General features: G+C 66.0%; 16 protein-coding genes. 2 read left to right on the forward strand and 14 right to left on the reverse strand.

Going from position 1 to position 20,332, the window contains the following annotated elements; translation table 11 throughout:
- Position 1: 1 nt before the first annotated feature.
- Both BMY06_RS27040 and wecB read right to left on the reverse strand, forming a co-directional pair.
- Positions 2-2,449 (reverse strand): cellulose biosynthesis cyclic di-GMP-binding regulatory protein BcsB, encoded by a 2,448-nt coding sequence (locus BMY06_RS27040; RefSeq protein WP_244144302.1) that lies wholly within the window; start codon positions 2,447-2,449, stop codon positions 2-4.
- Positions 2,450-2,452: 3 nt separating this feature from the next.
- Entirely contained in the window at positions 2,453-3,646 is a 1,194-nt protein-coding gene (wecB, locus tag BMY06_RS27045; RefSeq protein WP_074986485.1) for a non-hydrolyzing UDP-N-acetylglucosamine 2-epimerase, read from the reverse strand.
- Positions 3,647-4,251: 605 nt separating this feature from the next.
- Between wecB and BMY06_RS27050 the strand changes: the two genes are divergently transcribed.
- Positions 4,252-5,244, forward strand: coding sequence for a hypothetical protein (locus BMY06_RS27050; RefSeq protein ID WP_080180558.1), 993 nt, complete (start codon positions 4,252-4,254; stop codon positions 5,242-5,244).
- Between the two features lie 78 nt (positions 5,245-5,322).
- Here the strand turns inward: BMY06_RS27050 and BMY06_RS27055 are convergent, their stop codons facing one another.
- From BMY06_RS27055 to BMY06_RS27100, 10 genes are all read right to left on the reverse strand, one after another.
- Complete coding sequence (locus BMY06_RS27055; RefSeq protein ID WP_074986371.1) at positions 5,323-6,711, reverse strand: MmgE/PrpD family protein; 1,389 nt, start codon at positions 6,709-6,711, stop codon at positions 5,323-5,325.
- Between the two features lie 40 nt (positions 6,712-6,751).
- A complete protein-coding gene (locus BMY06_RS27060) occupies positions 6,752-7,597 on the reverse strand; it encodes an HTD2 family dehydratase (RefSeq protein WP_065061159.1) in 846 nt (281 codons plus the stop codon).
- Between the two features lie 156 nt (positions 7,598-7,753).
- Complete coding sequence (locus BMY06_RS27065; RefSeq protein ID WP_065061158.1) at positions 7,754-8,542, reverse strand: citryl-CoA lyase; 789 nt, start codon at positions 8,540-8,542, stop codon at positions 7,754-7,756.
- Between the two features lie 64 nt (positions 8,543-8,606).
- Positions 8,607-9,476, reverse strand: a complete 870-nt coding sequence (locus BMY06_RS27070; protein ID WP_065061157.1) for a MaoC/PaaZ C-terminal domain-containing protein — start codon at positions 9,474-9,476, stop codon at positions 8,607-8,609.
- Positions 9,477-9,543: 67 nt separating this feature from the next.
- The gene (locus BMY06_RS27075; protein WP_074986373.1) at positions 9,544-10,344 is read right to left on the reverse strand and encodes an enoyl-CoA hydratase/isomerase family protein; all 801 of its coding nucleotides are present in this window, start codon (positions 10,342-10,344) and stop codon (positions 9,544-9,546) included.
- Positions 10,341-11,510, reverse strand: coding sequence for a lipoate--protein ligase family protein (locus BMY06_RS27080; RefSeq protein ID WP_065061155.1), 1,170 nt, complete (start codon positions 11,508-11,510; stop codon positions 10,341-10,343). Before BMY06_RS27080 ends, BMY06_RS27075 begins: the two co-directional genes overlap by 4 nt.
- A complete protein-coding gene (locus tag BMY06_RS27085; protein WP_074986375.1) occupies positions 11,507-12,688 on the reverse strand; it encodes a phenylacetate--CoA ligase family protein in 1,182 nt (393 codons plus the stop codon). The genes BMY06_RS27080 and BMY06_RS27085 overlap by 4 nt, the downstream gene beginning before the upstream one ends.
- Before the next feature lie 39 nt (positions 12,689-12,727).
- Entirely contained in the window at positions 12,728-13,927 is a 1,200-nt protein-coding gene (locus BMY06_RS27090) for an acetyl-CoA C-acetyltransferase (RefSeq protein ID WP_065061153.1), read from the reverse strand.
- A gap of 57 nt (positions 13,928-13,984) precedes the next feature.
- Positions 13,985-15,286: an acetyl-CoA hydrolase/transferase family protein gene (locus tag BMY06_RS27095; RefSeq protein ID WP_074986377.1), complete on the reverse strand. Its 1,302-nt coding sequence runs from the start codon at positions 15,284-15,286 to the stop codon at positions 13,985-13,987.
- Positions 15,286-16,191: an SDR family NAD(P)-dependent oxidoreductase gene (locus BMY06_RS27100; protein ID WP_065061237.1), complete on the reverse strand. Its 906-nt coding sequence runs from the start codon at positions 16,189-16,191 to the stop codon at positions 15,286-15,288. The genes BMY06_RS27095 and BMY06_RS27100 overlap by 1 nt, the downstream gene beginning before the upstream one ends.
- A gap of 336 nt (positions 16,192-16,527) precedes the next feature.
- Here BMY06_RS27100 and BMY06_RS27105 point away from each other — a divergent pair, with 336 nt between their 5' ends.
- Positions 16,528-17,430: a LysR substrate-binding domain-containing protein gene (locus BMY06_RS27105; RefSeq protein WP_065061151.1), complete on the forward strand. Its 903-nt coding sequence runs from the start codon at positions 16,528-16,530 to the stop codon at positions 17,428-17,430.
- Positions 17,431-17,512: 82 nt separating this feature from the next.
- On the opposite strand, the gene BMY06_RS27110 is transcribed toward BMY06_RS27105, so the two are convergent.
- A complete protein-coding gene (locus BMY06_RS27110; RefSeq protein WP_065061150.1) occupies positions 17,513-18,670 on the reverse strand; it encodes an acyl-CoA dehydrogenase family protein in 1,158 nt (385 codons plus the stop codon).
- Positions 18,671-18,725: 55 nt separating this feature from the next.
- The gene (locus tag BMY06_RS27115) at positions 18,726-20,255 is read right to left on the reverse strand and encodes a class I adenylate-forming enzyme family protein (protein ID WP_080180559.1); all 1,530 of its coding nucleotides are present in this window, start codon (positions 20,253-20,255) and stop codon (positions 18,726-18,728) included.
- Positions 20,256-20,332: the final 77 nt, after the last annotated feature.

A 20,332-nucleotide genomic window follows, 5' to 3' on the forward strand; every position in this document is an offset into this window, starting at 1 on the left:
CTCAGCCCTGCGGATTCGCACCGCCGCCGGATGCGCCCGGCCCGCCGTCGTCGGGACCGCTGCCGGTGTGGGCGCTCGCACTCTCGGCCTGCGCCGCTGCCGCCGCCGTGCGCTTGCGGGCGCGGCTGCGCGCCCAGGCCGCGCCGACCAGCAGCAACACCAGCAGCACGACCGCGATCGTCGGCACGCCCCAGCCCGCCCAGTGACGCGCGAGCCACACGCGCTGATCGTCGGTCGGCGGCACACCGCCTGCGTATTGCGTGTCGAACTGCTTGATCACGCCCGAGCCGTCGACGATCGCCACGTCGCCCTGCAGCAGTTGCAGGCTCGCGGGCAGCACCGGCGGCGCGCCCACGCTCCGGTAGAGCACGCCCGGCGTGCTGCCCGCGCGCGTCACCTCGATCACGCCCACGCGGTCCAGTCCCGCGAGATCGACGAGTGTCGAACCGCCGCGTCCTTTGAGCGTGATGCGGCCGTCGGCGAAGCTCGCGTGGTTCGCATCCTGATCGAGCGCGACGTCGGCGGCGAGGAACGGTCCCGCAGGCTGCGCGGCCTGACCGTCGGCCGCCACCTGCAAGGTCGCGCGCGCCGACGAGACGCCGGTCGCGTTCGCGAGACGCGCGAGGCGCGGCAGGCTCGCGAGCGGATCGGCCAGATACGCCTGCGGCACGACGATGTTCGACGACTGCGAGAACCGCGCGACCATGCCCGTGAAATCGTCGCCGAGCGGCCCCTTGCCGAGCACCAGATAACTGCTCGGCAGCACCGCCGCCGGATAGCCCTGCTCGCGCGGCCGGCAGCCGCCCGCCGGTTGACGCTGGAACAGCACGCGCAGCGTGTTGGTGGTGCCGAGCGCGTAGACCGGAATATCGGCGCTCACGCGTTGCGCGCGGCCATCGGTATCGAGCAGATGCGAGCCGATCAGCACGCCGTTGAAGAAGATCGACGCGGTCTGCCCGTTGCGATCGGCGGCGGGCGCGGCGGCGAGATCGAGCACCACGCGGCGCGGAATCTTGCCGTTGCCGCTCACGGCGGCGAGATCGAAATGCGCTTCCCACGCGGCGCTCGTCAGCACGCTCAAGGTCGCGGGCGCGCCGCCGATCAGCGAGAGCGCCAGACGGTCGCTCGCCCCGCCCGCGCTCAGATTCGGCGACTGCGCGAGTTCGTGCACGACGAGCCGGTTCGACACGCCGATGCCGCTCCATACGCGCGACAGCGCGCTCACGCCGAGGTCGTCGCCGACCACCACGGCGGGCAGGCCACCGAGATGCGCGAGCGCGAGTTCGCCTTTGGGCGGCGTCGCCGATCCGCCCGAGAGCAGCGCGCCGCCCGCGCGCTTGCGCCAGGCGTCGAACGCGCCCGCCGCATCGGCGGACACGCTCTGCACCTGCGCGCGCAACGCGTCGAACGCTTCGCCCGTGCGCGCACGCAGGGCTGCATCGGCGATCACGACGTTCGGCGCGAACACGCCGGCGGGCGCCAGCGCGATCAGCGCGCCGAGTTCGGCGGGATTCGCGAGCTTGTGATCGCCGCCCGCCGCGAGCGCCGCGAACGCGGGCACGGCCTGCAACGCGGCGGGCACCTGCACGCTGCCCAGATGCACGGTGTCGCCCACCGCCGGCACGATCTGCGTGACGGGCGTCGCGCCGCCGCGCACCAGCAGCGCTTCGAGCCGCCACGCGGCGTCGTACGCGGCGGGATCGAGCTTGCCCGCGCCGATCGCCACCACGGGCTTCGCCGGCAGCGCGCTCCAGGCGGTGTGGACGTCGTCGATCGCGGAGGTGTCGAACTGATAGGTGAGACGCGTCGTCGGCGCGACGCGCCAGAGATTGGCGATCGCGGTCTGGTCCGTGCAGAACGTGTCGTTGAGCACCGACGACCATTGCAGCCCCACGCGCACGAAGCCAGACGCGCGCGGCGCGCCGTCGACGCCGATGCTCAGCGAGCCATCGCCCTGCGTGTCGCCCGGCGTGCGTGCCTGCACCGGCGAGCCGTCGAGCGACAGCACGAAGGTCGTGCGGCCACCGTTGCCGCGCAGATAGTTCGCGTCGAGTTGCAGCGTGGCGTTCTCGATCGGCAGATTCGCGGGCACCGGCAGATAGAGTTCCTGCGCCGCGTCGGGCGCGCGCAGCACGACGGGTTCACGCACGCCGAGATCCGCGAGCGACACCGTGCGCGATTCGACGCGCCCCGCCCCGAGTTGCGCGAACGCCGCGGCGAGATCGCCGGGCGCGGCCAGCGCCGGCGCGCACCACGCGACGCTCATCGCGCCCAGCGCGTGCAGCAGTGCGCCGTTCAGCCAGACCGGCACGCGCTTCGGGCCGCGCGCGCTCGTCGTCCCCACCGGATGCGAAGTCGAATTCGATATCACGTCATGGACCTCATGTTGGTCGGCGCGGCGCGAACCCCGCACGATGCGATCGGCGCGCTTCAGATGTGCGCGAGGCATGCGCTAGGCATCCGCCCGCGCGGCAAGCACCGGATGCAGATAACCCGGCAACGCGCGGCTCGCGAAAGGCGTGAACGGCTTGCCCACCAGCGCCGCGACGATGCGCTCCGACGCATGACCGTCGCCATAAGGATTCACGCGGCGCGCGAACGCACGACGCTCCTCTTCGTCGTCGACGAGTTCGAGCACGGCGCGCTCGATCGCCACGCGGTCGGTGCCGATGAGCTTCACCGTGCCCGCCGCGAGCGCCTCGGGCCGCTCGGTCACGTCGCGCATCACGAGCACCGGCTTGCCGAGCGCGGGCGCTTCTTCCTGCACGCCGCCCGAATCGGTCAGCACGATCGCCGCGCGCTGCATGAGCCGCACGAACTCGGGATAGTCGAGCGGATCGGTGAGCGTCACATTGGGCGCGTTGCCGAGCGTGGCGAGCACGGGGCCGCGCACGTTCGGATTCAGGTGCACGGGATAGACGATCTGCATCTTGCCGGTCTGCGCCAGCGCCGCGAGCGCCGCGCAAATGTGCTCGAAGCCCGCGCCGAAACTTTCGCGCCGATGCCCCGTGACGAGCAGCAGCGGACGGCCCTCGCCTTCGGGTTCGAGAAACGGAAACTGCGCATCGATGCGTTCGCGCATCGCGGTGTCGCTGTCGAGGCGCTCGCACATTAAACGCAAGGCGTCGATCACCGTGTTGCCCGTGACGACCACGCGGCCCGTGAGCGCCTCCGCATCGAGATTCGCCTGCGAGCTTGCGGTGGGCGCGAACAGCAGATCGCTGACCACGTCCACCACGCGCCGGTTCATTTCCTCGGGCCACGGCTCGAAGAGATTGCCGGTGCGCAGGCCCGCTTCCACGTGGCCGACCGGAATGCGCCGATGAAACGCCGCGAGCGCGCCCGCCATGCTGGTGGTGGTGTCGCCGTGTACGAGCACGCGCTCGGGCTGCTCGGCGGCGAGCACATCGTCGAGACCGGTAAACAGTCGTGCGGCGAGTCCGTTCAGCGTCTGGTTGGTGGTCATGGCGGCGAGGTTGTGCGCGGGCACGATGCCGAACAGGTCGAGCACCTGCTGCAACATGCTCTGATGCTGCCCGGTCACGCAGACGACCGACTGCACGCCGGGCTCCGCTTCAAGACGCGTCACGAGCGGCGCCATCTTGATGGCTTCGGGCCGCGTTCCGAATATCGACAGGATGCGCACGGGCAAGCTTCCGGTTAAGGCTGGCTCCGGCGCCGCGTGCTGCCGCCTTCATGACGACCGCGCTTGCGACGCCCCCTGTTTCGACTGCCTTCTGATGATGAAAAAGATTCGCCGTGTTGCAGCGAATCAAACATCCGCCACAGGCTATATCGAATAGCGCGATGACGCGCTGTATCTGCGCCATTTAATTCCCCGCGATATTTCGGTTTATTTTTCTGGCACGAGATGAATGTCGACATTCGTCTTCATTATGCTTTTTATCGAAACCACGCCGGTTATCGTTCAAGCAAATGCAACGATCCTCATGCGCTCGGCACGCGTTGACGTGAAAAACAGGGTCAAGCTCCCAAGCCCTTCAGCTAGGCGATTTTTTGCCTGAATTCAAGCCGATTCAACTGATCTGGATCGATCGATCTCGCGCGCGACATATGCCGAACGGTGCCACAATTAGCGGAAACGATTGAAGACAGCGATCGAAAAAGCCGGCAATCGATCTCAAGCCATCTTTAATCGGCGTGAATCATCCATTCAGGCCGCCACGGTGAGTTCATTCGTTTTTTATTACAGGCGTTTCGGCGTTGTGCTCAACCTGGAGAGGTTTTCTGATGAGCGATCAGGCCATCGACAGCTTCGACACCGCGCGGCTCATCCCGGGCTTCAGCGCGCCGCACTTGCCGCTGCATCATGCGGACCGCCGCACGCTCGAAGCGGCGGACTACACCACGCGCCACTGGACCAGCGATGCAAGCGGCCCGCTCACGCCCGGCACGGATCTGCATCGTCGCGAGACCTGCCGCATGTTCCGCGAGACCTTCAATCCGTACCGGCCCGCCGTGCTCGAATGGCCCGTGCTCGAACCGGCCGCGCTCAAGCGCATTGTCGAACTGCCGATCTGGGACATCGCCGTGCAGACCGAGGGCAAGGCGCGCCTGCGCATGGCCGCCTATGCCGCCACGCTCGACGACCCGGACATGCGCGCGGCGCTCGCGCTCAACGCATGGGAAGAAAGCCGACACAAAGACGTGCTCTCGCGACTCGTCGCGGCCTACGGCATCGCGCTCGCGAGCGAGCCGCCCTACGTATTGCCGAAAGACGCCGAATGGGCCTATCTCGTCACCGGCTACAGCGAATGCGTGGACAGCTTCTTCGCCTTCGGCCTCTTCGAAGTCGCCAAACGCTCGGGCCTCTTTCCGCCCGAACTGATCGACACCTTCGAACCGGTCATGCAGGAAGAGTGCCGCCATATTCTGCTGTTCGCGAACTGGTTGGCGTGGCATCGCGCGCGGCTGTCGTGGTGGCGACGAATCCGCTTCGAGCTGCGCATCGCCGCCGTGTGGGTGTTTCTGTGCTGGGAGCGCGTGGGGCTCGCGCGCGCGATGGACGCCGACGGCAACGAGCATCGGCAAGACAACAACTTCACGATGAACGGCGCGCAGTCGGTCAGCGACGTCGATATCGGCGTGCCGGATCTGATGCGCCTGTGTCTCGCGGAAAACACGCGGCGTTTCTCGGGTTACGACATGCGTTTGCAGCGGCCTGAAACCATGCCGAAACTCGTGCGTTTCGCGTTGCGTTTTGCGCGCGAGAAACGGCGGTAACCTTTCAATCTGAACAATAAAAAAACGCCGGGAATTCCGGCGTGTTTTTTGCGTTCTCGTCGATTCGGCGGAGGGTGCTTATGCGGCGACTTTCGTCTCGCCGTGCTCAAATAACGCGCCCACGCGAGCACACTCCGCAATCGCCCAGGCATCGTCGAGCAACGCACGCGCCTGTGCTTCGCTCGCCGCGTGCGAGAACGCCGCGAGACGCACGAACTTCGAAGCAATCTCGTCGCGCGAGAGCGTATTGCCGGGATCGCCCTTCGGTTCGTCGACGCGCCCGTGCAGCGTGCGGCCGTCGTGCGTCGTGACCGTCACCTTGCCGATCCAGCGCGCCGGATACGCGCGATCCACTTCCTCGTCGAGCGCCATCGTCACGCGTTCGCGGAACGCGGCGATATCGGCTTCGGCGTAGCCGTGCTCGAACTCGTTCACGCCCGCATAGCCGCGATACGCGCAGAGGCCCAGCACCGTGCCCATGTTGAACTTCGCCTGGTGCACCGTGCTCGGCACCACCACGTTGCCGAGCACGTCGATGGCGCCCTGATGCACGTGCGCGGTCACGGCGGCGATATCGGCGGGCGTGAGGCGATGCTCGGCCATCACCGCGAGCAAGGCGTCGGCGGCCGGATGCGTGTGGCGGCACGCCGCGTGGTACTTGAACGAGGTCTCGACGGTCGCCCAGCGCTCGCCGAGACGATCGACGAGCTTCGCAGGATCGGCGTCGCTCGACATGCCCGCCGCCATCCCTTGCGCGCCTTCGAGAATGCGCTGCGCGCCGCGAAAGCCGTCCGCCGCGAGTTGCGCCGCCATCAAACCGTTGGCCGCGGCCATCGCCGTGTGCAGTTGCTTCGAATCGGCGGCGTCGCGCAGGAATTCCCACAGCCCGCTTGCCTGCGTGCCCGCCGAGCCGAACGCGTCGAGCATCTGCCCGGGCGTGAGCTTGAGCAGGCGTCCCGCCGCCGCGGCCGCCGCAATCGTCCCGACCGTGCCCGTCGTGTGGAAGATCTTGTAGTGCGAGCGCCCCATGAATTCGCCGACGCGAATGCCGACTTCATAACCGGCCACCGACGCCGCGATAAATTCCGCCCCCGACGCACCAAGCGATTGCGCCAGAGCGAGCGTCACCGGAAACACCACGGTAGCCGGATGCAGTACGGAGCCGTTATGCACGTCGTCCTGCTCGACGAAATGCGAAGCCGCGCCGTTGACCATCGCCGCGAAATACGGCGTGGTGCGCGTGCGATCGATCACGACATCGCACGCATCGCTCGCGCTTTGCGCGTCGCGCGCCGCGCGCGCAAAACGCGCGATCCTTTCGACCGGACGCGCGCCCTTGCCGCCGAGCGCGGAGCCGAGCCAGTCCACATAAAGATTGACGGTGCGTTCGACAACGTGCGCCGGAATCGCGCGATAGTCGAGCGTCGCCGCGAACGCCGCGAGCGTGCGGCTGGGATGATCGGTCATGAGTCTGTCTGCGTGGAAAATGCGTGAATGAATGGAGCACTCAGGCGAACGTCGCCGTAGCCTGCATCGTCAGATAGCCGTCGTGGTCTTTCGCCCACAGTTCGACGGAGCGGCCGTCCGCAGCGGGCAGCCCGCAAAGCGTGAACGCGTTGCCCGCGAAGGTCGGACGCACCGCACGAAACGCGAAAGTCGCGACCGTTGCGTCGGGCCGTTCGCGATGCACGAGATCGAGCAGCAGCGTGGCGATCAGCGGACCGTGCACGATCAGTCCCGGATAGCCCTCTTCCTGCGTCACATACGGAAAATCGTAGTGGATGCGATGACCGTTGAACGTGAGCGCCGAATAGCGAAACAGCATCACGGCGTCGGCCGTGAGCGTGCGCGACCATGTTTCGCCGACCGGCGCGCTCACGGGTTTCGGCGCGCTCGCGCCAGCTTGCGGCGCGTCGCGATAGACGATGTCGTGCTCTTCCTCGATGCAGAGTTCGTCCGCCGCTTCATAGCGATGCTGCACCGTCACGAACACGAGACGGCCGCTGCGGCCGGTCTTGTCTTCGATGTTCGCAATCGTCGAGGTGCGTTGCGCGCGTTGCCCCGCACGCAGCGGCGCATGAAACGTGAGGCGGCCGCCCGCCCACATGCGGCGCGGCAACGCCACCGGCGGCAGAAAACCGCCGCGCTGCGGATGGCCGTCCGCACCGACTTGCGCGAGCGGCGCGACCGGCAGGAAATACAGCCAGTGCCACAACGGCGGCACATGCTCGCCGGGCGCGTCGCGATCGAGCGTGGCGGCGAGCGCGCGTAGCGGAAACGACGTGATGTCGTCAGCGAGCGTTTCGCTTTTGTCGAGCCACGCGTCAAGCGATGGCGTGGATGAATCGGACACGGTGCTCCTCCCTGCGGCTACGGCCGACGATGCGGCTACTATGCCGCGCGCGCCGCGTTTCGCGAAGTTGGCTTTGCCGAATCGGCCCTTTTGCGTGGCTTAATGCTTGCAGCCGGCTTTCGTCACTTCCTCGTTCAAACATCGTACGCGCGCCCTTCAAACTTCGCCGCGCAAATGCGCCGACGCTTCGTCTTCCACGCGCTGCCACAACTCGAACGACATCGGACGCTCGCCCTCTTCGAGCAGATGACCGACGAGGCCGATTGCGCGCGCCATCACGCCGAAGCCGCGCACGATGCGCCACGGAAAACCGAACTCGCAGCAGATCGCGCCGATCGCGCCCGTCGCGTTGATCGGCAGCGCCTTGCCCGACACGCGCTCCGCTTCCTTGCCGATCAATTGCATGAGCTTCACATAGTCGCCCGACAAACCGTTCTGCGCGGCGAGTTCGAACAGGCGCGGCGTGCGCGGATCGATCGGCTTGTGCAGCGGATGACCGAGGCCCGGAATCGGCGTGCCGCGCGCGCGCCAGGCGGCCACGGTATCGACGGCGAGTTTTTCGAGGTCGTCGCATTGCGTCCCATAGGGCAAGATTTCGGACAACATCCGGCACGCGCCCTCCATGCTGCCGACGAACACCGAACCGAGCCCGCACAAACCGGCCGCCACAGCGGCCTGCAACGACTCGGGCGCGCCCGCATAGGTCATGCGCGCGGCGATCGCGCTCGGCGTCATGCCGTGCTCGACCAGCGTGATGACGATGGCGTTGAACATCGCCGATTGCTGCGGCGTCGCCGCCTGGCCGGTGAGTTGCAGAAAGGCGAAATCGCCGAGATTCATATGGCCGAGCACGTCGTCGGGCAGGCTCTTGCCGCGCACGACGATACGATCGGGCGTGCTGTATGCAATATCGGAACGCACCAGCGGTTTGGGTTGACGGGCCATGACTGCGATTCCTTCGAATTCGATTGACAGTGAATGTGCGCCGAACGACGCGTAGTGCCGAACCTCAGCGCAGCGACGCGGTGCCGTTGTTCAACACGATGATATTGCGCTCGACCACGCGCGCGCGAAAGCTCACGGCATTGCCGTCGCGCCAGATTTCGGTGCGGATCGTTTCACCCGGATAAACCGGCGCGGTGAAGCGCGCGTGAAAGCGCACGAGACGCGCGGGATCGCTCGCACACAGCGTCTTGAGCAGCGCGTGCGCCGCCACGGCCCACGTGGCGAGTCCGTGCAGGATTGGCCGCTCGAAACCCGCTGCGTGCGCGATTTGCGGGTCGGCGTGCAAGGCGTTGTCGTCGCCGCACAAACGATAGAGCAGCGCGGTTTCGGGACGCGTCGGCAATTCGCAGACATAATCGGCCTCGCGATCGGGCACCGCGGGCGGCGCCGACGGCGCCTCGTCGCTCGGACCGCCGTTGGCGCTAAACCCGCCATCGCCACGGCAGAACGTGAGCTGACGCAGCGTCGCGTAGCGCTCGCCCGTGGCCTTGTCCGTGAGGCTGCGTTCGATTTCGAGCAGCGCGCCTTTGCCTTCGCCTTTATCGACCACGCGCGTGATACGCGAGCGGCCAATCACCGTGGCTTCGCGCGGCAGCGGCTTGTGAATCTCGATGCCCTGTTCGCCGTGCAGCAGGCGCACCCAGTCGATGCCGCTTTTGGGGTCGCGCGCCCAGAAGCCCGGAAAGCCGAGCACGACGGCGAACGTCGGCGGCACGCGCAATTCTTTTTCGTAGACGAAAGCAAGATCGTCGACATCGACGGGATTCGCGCCGTAGCCCACCGCGAGGCTGTAGAACATCGCGTCGCGCGCGGTATAAGTCTGTTCGACGTCCTGAAACGGCCAGTTGCGCAGCGTGTGATAGTCGATCGTCATAACGGTGCGATGAAAGTGAATGGCGAGATTTTGGAAAGCGAGCGTTCGCTCACGTTTTCAGACCAGCTTATTGACTTACGGGCCACTGAAACAGCGGCGCTTCTTTCTCGCGAAAACGACGCACGGCCTCGCGATGAAACTCCGTGGTAAACGCAATGCCCTGCGCGGCGGCTTCGATGTCGAGCATCGCGCGCAAGTCGCTGCCGAGCGATTGATTGAGCGCGCGCTTCGCCAGTCCAAACGCGACCGGCGAGGCGTTGGCGAGACAAGCCGCGATCTGCGCGGCGCGCGCGTGCAACTGCGCCGCCTCGACGATCTCGAGCACCGCGCCCGCTTCCTTCGCCTCCGGCGCGCGCATCTCGCGCGCGGTAAATACGAGGTCTTTGGCGCGCGCGAGACCGACCACGCGCGGCAGCGTGTAGAACGCGCCGCAATCGGGCACGAGGCCCACTTTCATGAACGGCATGCAAAAACGCGCGCGCTCGCTGGCGATCACGAAGTCGGCGGCCAGCGCGAGACTGAAGCCCGCGCCGTAGCAGACACCGTCGACGGCGGCGATCACCGGACGATCGAGATCGATCAGCATGCTGATCCAGCCATGCAGGTCGTCGATGCGCTCGCGGCCCGCTTGCGCGCTCGTCACGTTCATGCCGCGCACGTCGCCGCCCGAACAGAAGTCGCCGCCCTCGCCGCGCAGCACCACGGCGCGTATCGAACGGTCAGCGCGAATGCGCACCACGGCGTCGTGCAACGCCGTGCGCATTTCCGTGTTCAGCGCGTTCTTCGCTTCGGGGCGATTAAAAGAAAGCGTGACCACGCCATCGTGTTGCGTGATCAGCAGCGTGTTGTTGTCTTCAGGCGCGTTCATGCGGTCGCTCCCGCCGAATCTTCGCGCACGCGGTCGCCGGACGAAGCGGCCGATCCCGCCAGTTCGGCCAGCGCCTTGTCGAGCGCCGTCAGCAGATGCACGGGTTCGACGCCCGCGAACTCCACATCCTCGCGCGCGAGAAAGGCTTCGATATGCTGGCCGCAGGCGTCACGCGTGGCGGCGAGACCCGCGAATCCGTCTTCGAGCCAGTCCACCGATCGCAGCGGCCGCGGATGCCAGTCGCCGTTCACGATCGCACGCTGCACCACGCCGCCGCGCACGAGCAGGCTCAACCAGATCAGTCCTGCCGGCGCTTTCTCGCGGCCGCGCACCACGCGGTCGCCTTCGCGCGCGTGCGGGCCGTAGCGCGTGGCTTCGCTCTTTTGATGGAACCAGCCGTCGTCGATCAGTTCGCTTTCGTATTGCTGCGCGAACGCGCGTTCATCGGCATTGAGTTCGCCCGCTTCGAGCGCGATGTCGCCGAAGATGCGCCGCACGCACGCCTCGACCCACGCACGCAATTCGGCTTCGCTCACCGCACGGCCCAACTCCTGCTCCAGATACGTGTAGCGCGAGCCAAGATCCTTGTGCTTTTTGTCCTTCACTTTCTCGGGCGCCATCGGCATCGCACGCGCCGCGATAGCCGTATCGATGGCCTTCACGTTGAGCAGGATGCGGAACGTGAGCACGCCGCTTTCGATTTTCAGCGACGTGGCGACGAGCTTGCGGCCGTCGATTTCGACGTCGTTGAGCGGACGATAAGCGGCCGCGAGGCCGAACACTTCGCGCAACGCCTCGGCCACGTGACCGAGCACCGTGGGAAACGCCTGCGCGGCCGTCGACGGCACGCCGGGCAGATCGACCGGCAGATACAGCGCGAGAAACGCCGAGCCGCTACCCGCATAAATCGCTCCGCCGCTGCTCACACGACGACGCACCAGCACGTTGTTCTCGCGGCAGAACGGCAGGTCGAGCACCTGGTTCGGATCCTCGTTCACACCGACCGTGATGCTGTCGCTGTTGAACACGTTCAGAAGCACCGTGGGCGGTGCGCGACGCTCGGCCACCGCGCGCTCGACGGCGGGCGAGACCGACGTCGAAAAGTCGGCGTAACTATGGCCGCCCACCACGTAGCGCCACGGCGACGCTGCTGTCTTTGCGTTCATGCTGTCTCTCTCCTGTTGTCTTCGACCAGCGCGGCGCCGTCGAGCTTCTCGACAGTCTCGATCGCGTCGGCATGAATGAGCGTCTGGCGCTTGAAGCGCTCGGCGACGGTGTGCAGATCGGTGGGTGCGCCTTCCACGAGCAGCGTGAGATGATCGCCGCCGTGCGCCTTGCGACTGAGCACGAGCCGATACGCGCCCGTTGCGCCCGGCACGCCGAGCAGCACCGTTTTCAGTTCGGACGGATAGACCTTCACGCCCTTGACCTTCACCATCGAATCGACTCGACCGAACACCACGCGCGGCAGCGCCACCGTGCGTCCGTGCACGGGCGGCGTGCGTTCGAGCACGGTCAGATCGCCGGTGCGATAGCGCACGAGCGGCTGCAATTCCTTCTTCAGATGCGTGAGCACGAGTTCGCCGCGCTCGCCGTCGGGCAGCACTTCGCCGCTATCGGGATCGATCACTTCGGCGTAAAGCAGTTCGTCGAATACGTGGACGCCCGGCGATTCGCTACCGGGAAAAGTCCGCGCGACCGGCAAACATTCGGACAACGAATAACTGTCGATCAGCAGCGTATGGGGCATCGCGGCCCGCACGCGCGCATACAGTTCCGCGTTGCCGCTGAACGCCTCGCCGCCCGCGAAGAACACGCGCGGAATCGGGCAGCCCGCTTCGATCAGCTTCAGCGCATGCGAAGGATTGCCCGCAAGCACCGTCACGCCGCATTGACGCGCGACCTGTGCGGCGCGCTCCGTTTCGCCGGGGCCGTGCGGAATGCACGCCACGCCGCGCGCCTCCATCTGGCTTTGATAGAACAGGCCCGCGACAAACAGGTGATAGCCGAACGTGACCATGCAGACGTCGCCGGGACCGATGCCGCACGCGTCGAGATGCTGCCCGCAGGCCGCTTCGATGGTGCGCAGATCGGCGGTGCTGTGCAGAATGGGCACGAGCGACGCGCCCATCGGCGTGAGATGCACGCGCACGGGCGGCGCGGAGGGCGCGGGCGCGAACGCGCCGTAGCCAGGCTTCGCCATTTCGGCGACGAGTTGCGCGCGCGACATCAGCGGCACGCGTTGCGCGAATTCCGCCGTGCTCGTCACTTCGCGCGGCAAACGCCCCGCATAGAACGGATGCGTGTGCAGGCGCTCAAGCTGCGCATTGAGCCGATGCAGCATGGTTGTCTCCTCCTGTTGATCGTGCCGCGCCCGTCTGCGTCAGACCGCGCGTTCGAAGATCGCTGCGATGCCCTGCCCGCCGCCCACGCACATCGTTTCGAGTCCGTAACGGCCTTTACGGCGCTGCAATTCGTAGAGCAGCGTGGTGAGCATGCGCACGCCAGTCGCGCCGATCGGATGACCGAGCGAAATACCCGAACCGTTCACGTTCAGACGCGATTCGTCGTGCCAGCCCCAGCCCTTGAGCACCGCGAGCACCTGGCACGCAAACGCTTCGTTCAATTCGACGAGATCGAGCTGATCGAACGTGAGCCCCGTCTTTTGCAGCAGTTTTTTCACGGCAGGCACCGGGCCGATGCCCATCGTCGCGGGCTCGCAGCCCGACGCGGCCCAGCCGGTCAGATAACCGAGCGGCGTGAGCCCGAGTTTGTCGAGTTGATCTTCGGCGACGATCAGGCACGCGGCGGCCGCGTCGTTCTGCTGACTCGCGTTGCCCGCCGTGACGGTGCCGCCCTTGATGAGCGGCTTGAGCTTCGAAAGCGACGCCTCGCTCGCGTCGGCGCGGATGCCTTCGTCGCGCGCGAACTGCACGGCATCGCCCTTGCGTTGCGGCACCGAAACCGTGACGACTTCATCGGCGAAGCGCCCGGATTCCCAGGCCGCCGCCGCGCGCTGATGACTGCGCACCGCGTACGCGTCGGCTTCTTCGCGCGTGATGCCGTATTCCTTCGCGAGGTTTTCCGCCGTCTCGATCATTCCCGAGATGTAGCCGAAGCGCGCCTCGGGCTGCGAGCGCTCGCGGCCGCGTTCGAGCCGGTCGTGCATGCGCACTGAACCGGCGCGCGCGCCCCAGCGCATATCGGTGGTGTAGTACTCGATGTTGCTCATGCTCTCGACTCCGCCCGCCACGACCACATCGGCGGCGCCGCTCTGCACCATCATCGCGGCCGTGACGACCGCCTGCAGGCCTCCGCCGCAACGACGGTCGAGCTGCATGCCGGGCACTTCCACCGGCAGTCCCGCTTCGAGCGCGGCCCAGCGGCCGATGCACGGCGTCTCGCTGTTCGCATAGGACTGCGCGAACACGACGTCTTCGATACGCGCGGCGTCGATGCCGCTACGCGCGATGGTCTCGCGCAGCACCGTGGCGGCCAGCGCCTCCACGCTCATGGGGCGCAGACTGCCGCCGAAGGTGCCGACGGGAGTACGGACCGGCGCTACGATTGCTGCTCGTCTCATTTCGGATTCCTTTTTATTCGATTCGGTTGCCGACTTCGTGTTGCGTGAATTCGCGTATCAGGCCGCGACGGTCTCGCGCTGCGCGTGATGCGCGGCGGCCAGCGCCTCGCGCTGTTCGGGCGGCGCAATCTCCAGCATGCGCGCGACACGCTGCGCGAGCGTGAGTCCGCGCAGATCGGCCACGCCATGTTCGGTCACGATGATCGCAGCGTCGCTACGCGGCGTGCTCACGGGACCATTGAGCCGCGCAACGATCCGGCTGCCGTGCCGCGTGCTCGACGCGAGCGCGACGATCGCCATGCCGCCACGCGAACGCGCCGCGCCGCGCATGAAATCGAGCGCGCCACCGACCGCGCCCACGTAGCGCCCCGCCGCGACTTCGGCATTCACCTGCCCGGTCAGGTCGACTTCGAGCGCCGAATTGATCGCGACGAAACGGTCGAGACTGCCGAGCACGTCGATGTCGTGCGTATAGGCGGTCGAACGAAACTGCACCTGCGTATTGCGATGCGCGAAGCGATACGCGCGGCGTGTGCCCATCAGCGTGCCCGCGACACTCACGCCCGCGTCGCGCGTCTTGCGTGCGTTCGTCACGACGCCCGCTTCCGTGAGATCGGCAAGCGCGTCGCCGAATGCGCCGGTATGCACGCCCAGATCGCGGCGATCATGCAGACGCGCAGCGATCGTTTCGGGCAGCGCGCCGAGCCCCAATTGCAGCGTCGAACCATCTTCGATCAGCCCCGCAACGTGCGTGGCGATGCGCGCTTCGACGTCGCCCGCAAGCGTGAGCGGCGCTTCGAGCGGCATGCGTTCGGTGTGGATCAGCGCGTCGAAGTCGTGCGAGACCAACACGCGCTCGCCATGCGTCCACGGCGCGGCCGCATTGACTTCCGCGATCACCACGCGCGCGCTGTCGATCAGCGGCACCAGATATTCGTGCGCAACCGAGAGGCTGTAACGCCCCGCTTCGTCGGCGGGCGCGACCTGCAACAGCAGCACGTCGACGCGGTTCGGACCGCGCGTGAGCGTCTCGCGAAACTGCGAGTAGTGGCACGGCAGAATGTCGAGCAGCCCCGCGCGTTCGAGCGCGCGATTCGCGCCCGCGCCGCCATAGCCCGCAAAATCGACGACATCGGCGCAGGCGGGATCGAGTGCGTCGGACCACGTCGCGCCCACGAAGACGCGAAAACGTCCGCCCGACTTCGCCTGACGCGCAATCGCGTGACGCTGCGCCATCAAGCGCGTCGTGAGGGCCAGCGGCTCCGCGCCGCATTGGCCCCACGCCACCGTATCGCCGGGGCGCACGTACTGCGCGAGATCGAGCTGGTCCGCGTCGATCACGCGCGCGGCGCGCGTCATCAGATCGGATCCCAGCTGAACACGTCGGCGGAAACGTCGAGCGTATGGAACGATTTGCGCAGCGCGGGCATGGCGTGCTCGGCGATGCTCTGCGGCGTCCAGCCTTCGCCGCGATGCACCGAGCGCACCGGACGCGGCTGGCTCATCAGGAAGATTTCGTTGTTGCGCACCGCGAAGATCTGCCCCGTGACATCGGCGGCCTCTTCGCTCGCGAGAAACACGGCGAGCGGCGCGATCTTGGCGGGCGTCATCTGCTTGATCTTTTCGACGCGCGCTTCCTGCTCGGCCGAATCGATCTTGATCGAATTGATCATGCGGCTCCACGCAAACGGCGCGATGCAGTTCGAGCGCACGCCGAACTTCTGCAAATCGAGCGCGATCGATTTCGACAGCCCCGCAATCCCGAGTTTCGCCGCACTGTAATTGGCCTGCGCGAGATTGCCGATCAGGCCCGACGTCGACGTCATATGCACGAACGCGCCGCTGCGCTGTTCCTTGAAGTGATCGGCGGCCGCGCGCGACACATAGTACGAGCCGTACAGATGCACCTTCACGACGGCGTCGAATTCTTCTTCGCTCATCTTGTGGAAGAAGCGGTCGCGCAGGATGCCCGCGTTGTTCACCACGCAGTCGATGCGGCCAAACACGTCGAGCGCGTTTTGCACGATGTGCGCGGCGCCTTGCGGGTCGGCGACGCTATCGGTGTTCGCCGTCGCCTGTCCGTCGAACGCGGCGATCTCGTTGACCACGGCCTGCGCGGGACCGTCGTTATGGCCCTCGCCCGCGAGCGACGCGCCCACGTCGTTGACCACGACTTTCGCGCCTTGACGCGCCATGGCCAGCGCGATATCGCGGCCGATGCCGCCGCCCGAGCCCGTCACCACCACCACTTTGCCGTCCAGCATCCGTTGCGTCGTCATCTTTCGTCTTCCTCCAGGCCGCCTTGCGCGGCGCGTTATTCGACTGATTGCCGTAGCCGGCGCGGGCCCGGCGTCACTGGCCGCACACCGTGTCACAGTCTGATTCACCGTCTGCTTGCCAGCTTGACGCAAGGCGCACGCACGCACAATTTGGATATGCCGAACGCCCGTTTCGTCCACGATTAACCCGTGATTTCGCTAATGGCGCATGTTGCAATGCGGCGCAATAATCGCCAATGTGCGTCGATGCGCGCCCATGCTTCACGCATTGGCATACCGTAGACCGAACGGCGCACGCACAGTCACCACCCAGGCGGAGCAATGCATTTCGATCTAGTCGACCTGAAGCTCTTTACGCACGTCGCGGAAGCCAGCAGCCTCACGCGCGGCGCAGAACGCGCGCATCTGTCGCTGCCGGCGGCCAGCACGCGCATCAAGAATCTCGAAGAACAGGTCGGCGTCAAGCTGCTGTCGCGCACGAGTCAGGGCGTGACGCTCACCGCGCCCGGCGAAACGCTGCTCGCGCATGCGCGGCGCGTGCTCAAGCAACTCGAACAATTGAGCGGCGATCTGCAGGAGTATTCGCAGGGCGTGAAAGGCCACGTGCGCGTTTTCGCCAACACCACGGCAATGAGCGAGTTTCTGCCCGCGGTGCTGCGCACTTACCTGATCAATCATCCCGATGTCTACGTGGATATTCACGAACGTTTGAGCCCGGATATCGTGCGCGCGGTGCAGGACGGCACCATCGATATCGGCATCGTGGCGGGCGAAATCCGCACCGAGGGATTGCAGGCGATGCCGTATCGGCGCGATCGGCTCGTGCTCGTGACCGCGCTTTCGCATCCGCTCGCGCAGGCCAGCGAAACGGCATTTGCGAGCACGCTCGATTACGATTTCGTGGGTCCGCCCGACGAAAGCGCGATCTTCGCGTTTTTGAAGCGCGCCTCGTCGGATTTGCAGCGCACCATTCGCTGGCGCATTCAAGTGGGCAATTTCGAAGCCGCTTGCCGCATGATCGAAGCGAATATCGGCATTGGCGTCTTGCCCGAAGGCAGCGCGCGCCGCCATGCGCAAACCATGGCGCTCAAGATCGTGCCCCTCACCGACGAATGGGCCGTGCGCAAACTGCAAATCTGTGTGAACGATCGCGATGCGTTGCCGCTGTTCGCACGCAAACTCGTCGATCTGCTCGTGGCCGATGGCATCGGCCGGCTCGAATAATTCACGCTTTAAAAAAAAGAACGGCGGCGCATTGAAATTGCGCCGCCGTTTCTTTTCATTCAAATCAAAGCGATTCAATCTATTAACGCGCACCCGCCTCGCGCATCATATTGCGCGCGATGACGATCTGCTGAATCTGGCTCGTGCCTTCATAAATACGGAACAGGCGCACGTCGCGATAGAAACGCTCGATGCCGTATTCCGCCATATAACCCGCACCGCCAAAAATCTGCACCGCGCGATCGGCCACGCGCCCACACATTTCCGACGCGAAGAGTTTCGCGCAGGCCGCCTCGGTACTCACGTTCTTGCCTTCGTCGCGACGGCGCGCGGCGTCGAGCACCATGCAGCGCGCGGCGTAAAGCTCGGCCTGGCTATCGGCCAGCATGGCCTGCACAAGCTGGAATTCGCCGATCGCCTGACCGAACTGCTCGCGCTCCATCGCATAGCGCAGCGCGTCGTCGAGCATGCGCTGCGCCACCGCCACGCAGATCGCGGCAATATGAATGCGGCCCTTGTCGAGCACTTTCATCGCCGTCTTGAAGCCCACGCCTTCCTTGCCGCCGATGATGTTTTGCGCGGGCACTTTCACGTCTTCGAAAATCACGTCGCAAGTATGTGCACCCTTCTGGCCCATCTTGCGATCGCGGCGGCCGAAGCTGATGCCCGGCGTTTTTGCATCGACGATAAACGCCGTAATGCCGCCCGCGCGCGGTTCGTCGGGATTGGTGCGCGCCATCAGCGTGAACATGCCCGCTTGCGGCGCGTTCGTGATGAAACGCTTGGTGCCGTTCACCACGTAATAATCGCCGCGGCGTTCGGCGCGCGTCTTGAGCGACGCCGCATCCGAACCCGAGCCCGGTTCGGTGAGCGCGAAACTCGCGATCACTTCGCCGGTGGCGAGCTTCGGCAGCCACGTGGCCTTCTGCTCCTCGGTGCCGTCGATCACGATACCCTGCGAGCCGATACCCACCGTCGTACCGATGATCGAGCGGAACGCGGGCGAGGTCTTGCCGAGCTCGAACATCACCAGCACTTCCTCTTCCATCGTCAGGTCGAGGCCGCCGTAGACTTCCGGAATCGTCAGGCCGAACAGGCCCATCGTTTTCATGTCGTTGACGATATCGGCGGGAATTTCATCGGTTTCCGCCACGCGTTCCTCGTTCGGCACGAGACGCTCGCGCACGAAGCGCGCGACGTTATCGAGCAGAACGTTCATCGTTTCCTGGTCGCGAATCATTATTGTCGGTCCTGAGTGGGCGTACTTGAATGGATTGGACAGAACAGGCGCGCGTTCAGCGACGCCGCGCCGCAAGCTCGCGCAAGGGCTGCTTCTGCAGCTTGCCGCTCGCCGTGGTGGGAATCATGTCGATGGGCACGATCTGCGCGGGCCGCTTGTATGGCGAAAGCCGCTCGCCGATATAGCGTTGCAGCGCGTCGATATCGAGCGTCGCGCCCTCTTTCGGCTCGACGAAGGCCACGACCTCTTCGTTGCCCTCGGCGTCGGTGCGGCCCACGACCGCGCACAAACGCACCGCGTCATAGGTGTTGATCACCGATTCGACTTCGATCGGATACACGTTGAAGCCCGAGCGGATGATGAGATCCTTCGATCTGCCGACGATAAAGAGCGCGCCGTCGGCTTCGAGTCGGCCGAGGTCGCCGGTCTTGAGCCAGCCGTCGGCGTCGATCGCTTCTTCGGTCAAACGCGGTTCGCGATAGTAGCCGCGCATCACGCCCGGTCCGCGCACCCACAGTTCACCCGCTTCGCCGCGCGCGACTTCGTGGCCATCGGGGCCCACCACGCGCAGTTCCGCGCCCTCGACGATCTGCCCCGACGACACGTCCTTGCGCGGCCGGTCCATGCGTGTGATGAACAGCGAGCCCGCATATTCCGTCATGCCGTAGCCGTGATGCAGCGGCATGCCGAACAGCGTTTCGACCTGCTGTTTCAGCGTGGGGTCGAGCGGTCCGCCGCCCGTGTAAAGATAGCGCAGACGCGGCGCGTTCACGGCGCCGCCGTGTTCGCGCACGTAAGCGACGATGCGCGTGAACATCGTCGGCACGCCTTGAAGGATGGAGATTTCGGCGGCCGTGAGCGCACGCACGACTTCTTCCGCAGAAAAGCGCGCGGCCAGATGCAGGCTCGCGCCCGCCTCGAAGGTGGCGAGCAGCAGCGTGGCGAGGCCGAAGATGTGCGACATCGGCATGACCGCATAGGCACAGTCGGCGGGACTCATCTCACGCGAGGTCGCGGACACGCGCGCGAAATGCAGCAGCCCGCGATGCGTGGCCATCACGCCCTTGGGCTGGCCCGTCGTGCCCGAGGTGTAGATCAGCAGCGCGACTTCATGCGCGAGCGCCTCGGGCTCGCGCGTGGCTGCGGGATCGGCGTCGGCCATCATGAGCGGGCCGAGGCCTTCGGGCGCAATTTCCTTCGCGCGATGACGCACGCCATGACGCAGCGCGTCGGGCGACGCGGCGTGCGTGAACAGCACGAGACGCGGCCCGCAGTGCGCGCGGATGGTTTCGATTTCGCGCTCGGACAGCCGCGCGTTGACGATGGCCGGCCACGCACCGATCTCCGAGAGCGCGAACAGCAGCGCGATCACGGCGGAACAGTTTTCGGCGACCACCATCACGCGGTCGCCCGTGCCCACCCCCTGTTCGCGCAGGAAGCGTTGCGCCGCCTCCACGTTCTGCCAGAGCTGGCCGAAGCCGGTTTCCCGGCCCTCTTCGCGTATCGCCGTGGCATCGGGCGTTGTTTGCGCCCAGTGCCGCGCGATGTCGCTGATCTTGCGCGCCGCTCGCCTCTCCACCGTCACCTCCTCTCTATGCCTTGTTTTCTGCGCGCGGCGTTATCTCGCACCGCGTCGCGACAGGCACCAGTTTGGTGGAGCAG

The organism is Paraburkholderia tropica (genome assembly GCF_900109265.1).
Lineage (GTDB): Bacteria > Pseudomonadota > Gammaproteobacteria > Burkholderiales > Burkholderiaceae > Paraburkholderia > Paraburkholderia tropica.

Bases quoted from the DNA above. Each gene is read 5' to 3' on its own strand.
- BMY06_RS27040 (WP_244144302.1), bottom strand. From the start codon at position 2,449: ATGCCTCGCGCACATCTGAAGCGCGCCGATCGCATCGTGCGGGGTTCG.
- BMY06_RS27050 (WP_080180558.1), top strand. From the start codon at position 4,252: ATGAGCGATCAGGCCATCGACAGCTTCGACACCGCGCGGCTCATCCCG.
- BMY06_RS27055 (WP_074986371.1), bottom strand. From the start codon at position 6,711: ATGACCGATCATCCCAGCCGCACGCTCGCGGCGTTCGCGGCGACGCTC.
- BMY06_RS27065 (WP_065061158.1), bottom strand. From the start codon at position 8,542: ATGGCCCGTCAACCCAAACCGCTGGTGCGTTCCGATATTGCATACAGC.
- BMY06_RS27070 (WP_065061157.1), bottom strand. From the start codon at position 9,476: ATGACGATCGACTATCACACGCTGCGCAACTGGCCGTTTCAGGACGTC.
- BMY06_RS27075 (WP_074986373.1), bottom strand. From the start codon at position 10,344: ATGAACGCGCCTGAAGACAACAACACGCTGCTGATCACGCAACACGAT.
- BMY06_RS27080 (WP_065061155.1), bottom strand. From the start codon at position 11,510: ATGAACGCAAAGACAGCAGCGTCGCCGTGGCGCTACGTGGTGGGCGGC.
- BMY06_RS27085 (WP_074986375.1), bottom strand. From the start codon at position 12,688: ATGCTGCATCGGCTCAATGCGCAGCTTGAGCGCCTGCACACGCATCCG.
- BMY06_RS27090 (WP_065061153.1), bottom strand. From the start codon at position 13,927: ATGAGACGAGCAGCAATCGTAGCGCCGGTCCGTACTCCCGTCGGCACC.
- BMY06_RS27095 (WP_074986377.1), bottom strand. From the start codon at position 15,286: ATGACGCGCGCCGCGCGCGTGATCGACGCGGACCAGCTCGATCTCGCG.
- BMY06_RS27100 (WP_065061237.1), bottom strand. From the start codon at position 16,191: ATGCTGGACGGCAAAGTGGTGGTGGTGACGGGCTCGGGCGGCGGCATC.
- BMY06_RS27105 (WP_065061151.1), top strand. From the start codon at position 16,528: ATGCATTTCGATCTAGTCGACCTGAAGCTCTTTACGCACGTCGCGGAA.
- BMY06_RS27110 (WP_065061150.1), bottom strand. From the start codon at position 18,670: ATGATTCGCGACCAGGAAACGATGAACGTTCTGCTCGATAACGTCGCG.